We start from the raw sequence: 2,747 nt of genomic DNA on the forward strand, positions 1-2,747 counted from the left end.
TCTCGATGCCGACCACCACACCATCCATGAAGGGCTGGAGCGCAATGCCGAGGCGGCCAATGCCTTCATTAAGACGCTTCAGGAGAGCGAGGACAGACAGCGCTTTGCAGCCGACGCCTATGCCGACGAAAACAGCCGGCTGATCGCCATGCTGACAAGACATCTTGCCGACGAGGAAGACCTGATCGTCCCGCTTATCCTCGATCGGGGGGATCAGGCGCTCGGCGTGGATTGACGATCAGCCTTCCCTGGCGCGTTCCCTCCTGGCGATGTGACGGGCGACGAGCCATGCCACAACGGCCACGGTCAGGCCGATGCCAAGACCGATCAGCAACCGTTCGTGATGCATCAGCGCCTGGCCGATGAAGTGCTCTGCGCCAAGTCCAAAGACATAACCGATCGTACCGAACAGCACCGCCCAGACCGCCGATGAAAGCGCGTTGAGGATGACGAAGCGCGGCGCTGTGATATTGGAGAGCCCGGCTGCAATGCCGCCGACGAGACGCATGCCGTAGATATAGCGGTTCGACAGCACGAAAATGTCGGGATGGGTGTTGAGCAGGCGAAAGGCGCGGCGAAAGCCGGGCCGCTTGCGCAATCTGACGACATAGGGATGGTCGGCAAAGCTTCGTCCGAGGATGAAGAAGAAAGTGTCGCCGACAAAGGCGCCGAGGCCGGCCGCAAGGACGGCGTGCCACAGCACGAAGACCTGCTGGTGGGCGAAGAAGCCGCCGAGAATGGCAGCACTTTCGCCCTCCGCGATGCAACCGACAAAGACCGCGAGCAGCCCGTATTGTTCGATGAAATGGTGGATCGCGTCGGTCATGAAGCCGACTGCTGCGAAGACAGCCTTTCGTCGATCCGCTTGATCATCTCGGTCAGTTGCACGATCTCGTCGCGCATGCCGAGAATCTGGCCGTGGCGCAGTTCATCCAGCTTTTCATGCAGCGCCATGATCTCGATCTCGGCTTTCAGGTTGACCTCGTAATCGTGGGCGGCGTCGATGCGGTCGCGTTCGGTCTGGCGGTTCTGCGCCATCATGATCACAGGCGCCTGCAAGGCGGCTACCATCGACAAAACGAGATTGAGGAAGATGAACGGGTAGGGATCGAAGGCGTCACGCGACAGCAGCCAGACATTGCCCGCCGTCCATAAGACCAGAAAGGCGATGAAGGTCAGGATGAAGGACCATGACCCGCCGATGCGGGCGATCGTATCGGCAAGCCGGTCGCCGAAGGTCTGGTGGAAGGCAACGGCCTTGTTGGTGTCGCGCGAGATGGTGGTGCGTTCGAGCGTCGATTGCAGCACCCGGCTTTCGAGCTGGCTGAGGCCGTCCGGCCGCCGCTTGAGCCAGCGGTTCGCCAGATCGTCGATCGTCTTGTTCATGGCCATCTCCAGGGTCTTAGGCTTGCCGTAAGAGGTAGAGGCTGCCGGCTCACACGGGAAGTGTTAGATTGATTCCAGTTGCCGAGGGACCAATGGCCGATTTCAAGAAAATTCGCGCTCGCGCCGCAAAACGTAAGGGCGGCGAAGAGGAACTGACGTCGCTGCTTGGTCCGGCGCCTGACAATGCCGCCGTGGCTGACATCCCCGATGACCGCATTCTCTCCATTATGGCTGAGCGCGTCTTCGCCGCCGGTTTCGTCTGGCGCGTCATCGAGCAGAAATGGCCTGGCTTCGAGGAGGCGTTTCTGCGCTTCGAGCCGAAGCGGCTGTTGTTCCAGCCCGATGATTTCTGGCACGATCTGACGGCCGACCAGCGCATCGTACGCAACCCGCAGAAGATCAGATCCGTTCGCGACAATGCTGCCTTTGTCGAGCGTGTGTCGAAGGAATATGGCGGTTTCGGCAAATTCCTTGCGGAATGGCCTGATGATGACCAGGTCGGGCTGATGGCCTGGCTCGGCAAGCATGGCAGCCGGCTGGGCGGCAACACGGGCCAGTATTTCCTGCGCTGGCTGGGGTGGGATGCGTTCGTCATCTCGGGCGATATGGCCGCGGCGTTGCGCGACGCCGGCCTCGACATCGCCGAAAGCCCGACTTCGAAGAAGGACCTGGACAAGATCCAGAGGCAAATCAATCAATGGGCAGCGGAGACGCATCTGCCGCGCCGCCATATTTCACGCATCCTGGCGATGTCGATCGGCGAGAACCATTCGCCGCAAGCGCTGCGCGAATATATGGGCGACGACTGAAACGTGGTCGCTTGCCACGATCGGCATTCGTCGATCGGTCAACACGATCGAATCGATCGGTCCGGACACGAATGACATTCGTCATTTGCTCCGAATTGGTCCAAACGAACGCCATTGCCCGAGCAATTTTGCCGCGCTAAGTCAGCAGGCATGACCAAGAAGCTCGACATCCTGCGCATCGCCGTCGCCCAGCTCAATCCGACTGTCGGCGACATATCAGGCAATCTCGCCAAAGCCCGCGAGGCGAGGGCGGATGCCGCACGTCAGGGCGCCGATCTCGTGCTCTATACCGAGCTTTTCCTCGCCGGCTACCCGCCGGAGGATCTGGTGCTGAAGCCGGCCTTTTTGAAAGCCTGCGAAAAGGCGGCACAGGACTTTGCCGCCGACACCGCGGATGGCGGTCCCGGCGTCATCATCGGCACGCCGTTGAAGCGCAAGAGCGGCACGCACAATTCGATCATCTTCGCCGACGGCGGCAAGATCATCGCCGAACGCTACAAGCTCGATCTGCCGAACTACGGCGAGTTCGACGAGAAGCGCGTCTTCCAGGCC

The 2,747-nt window shown here is 60.8% G+C and carries 4 protein-coding genes and 1 pseudogene; 3 read left to right on the plus strand and 2 right to left on the minus strand.

The window, feature by feature from the left end; all coding sequences use genetic code 11:
• Positions 1-235 (plus strand): annotated as a pseudogene (locus EN994_RS25835) (hemerythrin domain-containing protein); the annotation flags it as partial.
• 3 nt (positions 236-238) lie between these two features.
• Here the strand turns inward: EN994_RS25835 and EN994_RS25840 are convergent.
• Complete coding sequence (locus EN994_RS25840; protein WP_024503560.1) at positions 239-826, minus strand: DedA family protein; 588 nt, start codon at positions 824-826, stop codon at positions 239-241.
• The gene (locus EN994_RS25845; RefSeq protein WP_024503559.1) at positions 823-1,386 is read right to left on the minus strand and encodes a DUF1003 domain-containing protein; all 564 of its coding nucleotides are present in this window, start codon (positions 1,384-1,386) and stop codon (positions 823-825) included. Before EN994_RS25845 ends, EN994_RS25840 begins: the two co-directional genes overlap by 4 nt.
• Before the next feature lie 92 nt (positions 1,387-1,478).
• Here EN994_RS25845 and EN994_RS25850 point away from each other — a divergent pair, with 92 nt between their 5' ends.
• Positions 1,479-2,195, plus strand: a complete 717-nt coding sequence (locus tag EN994_RS25850; RefSeq protein WP_063167906.1) for a DNA-3-methyladenine glycosylase I — start codon at positions 1,479-1,481, stop codon at positions 2,193-2,195.
• Positions 2,196-2,345: 150 nt separating this feature from the next.
• Positions 2,346-2,747 (plus strand): nitrilase-related carbon-nitrogen hydrolase (locus EN994_RS25855; RefSeq protein ID WP_281060205.1); only part of this gene is annotated, 402 nt, incomplete at its 3' end.

It is taken from the genome of Mesorhizobium sp. M7A.F.Ca.CA.002.09.1.1 (genome assembly GCF_003998555.1).
Classification (GTDB): Bacteria; Pseudomonadota; Alphaproteobacteria; order Rhizobiales; family Rhizobiaceae; genus Mesorhizobium; species Mesorhizobium ciceri.

Coding starts and splice junctions, on each gene's coding strand:
- EN994_RS25840 (WP_024503560.1), bottom strand. CDS start 826: ATGACCGACGCGATCCACCATTTCATCGAACAATACGGGCTGCTCGCG.
- EN994_RS25845 (WP_024503559.1), bottom strand. CDS start 1,386: ATGAACAAGACGATCGACGATCTGGCGAACCGCTGGCTCAAGCGGCGG.
- EN994_RS25850 (WP_063167906.1), top strand. CDS start 1,479: ATGGCCGATTTCAAGAAAATTCGCGCTCGCGCCGCAAAACGTAAGGGC.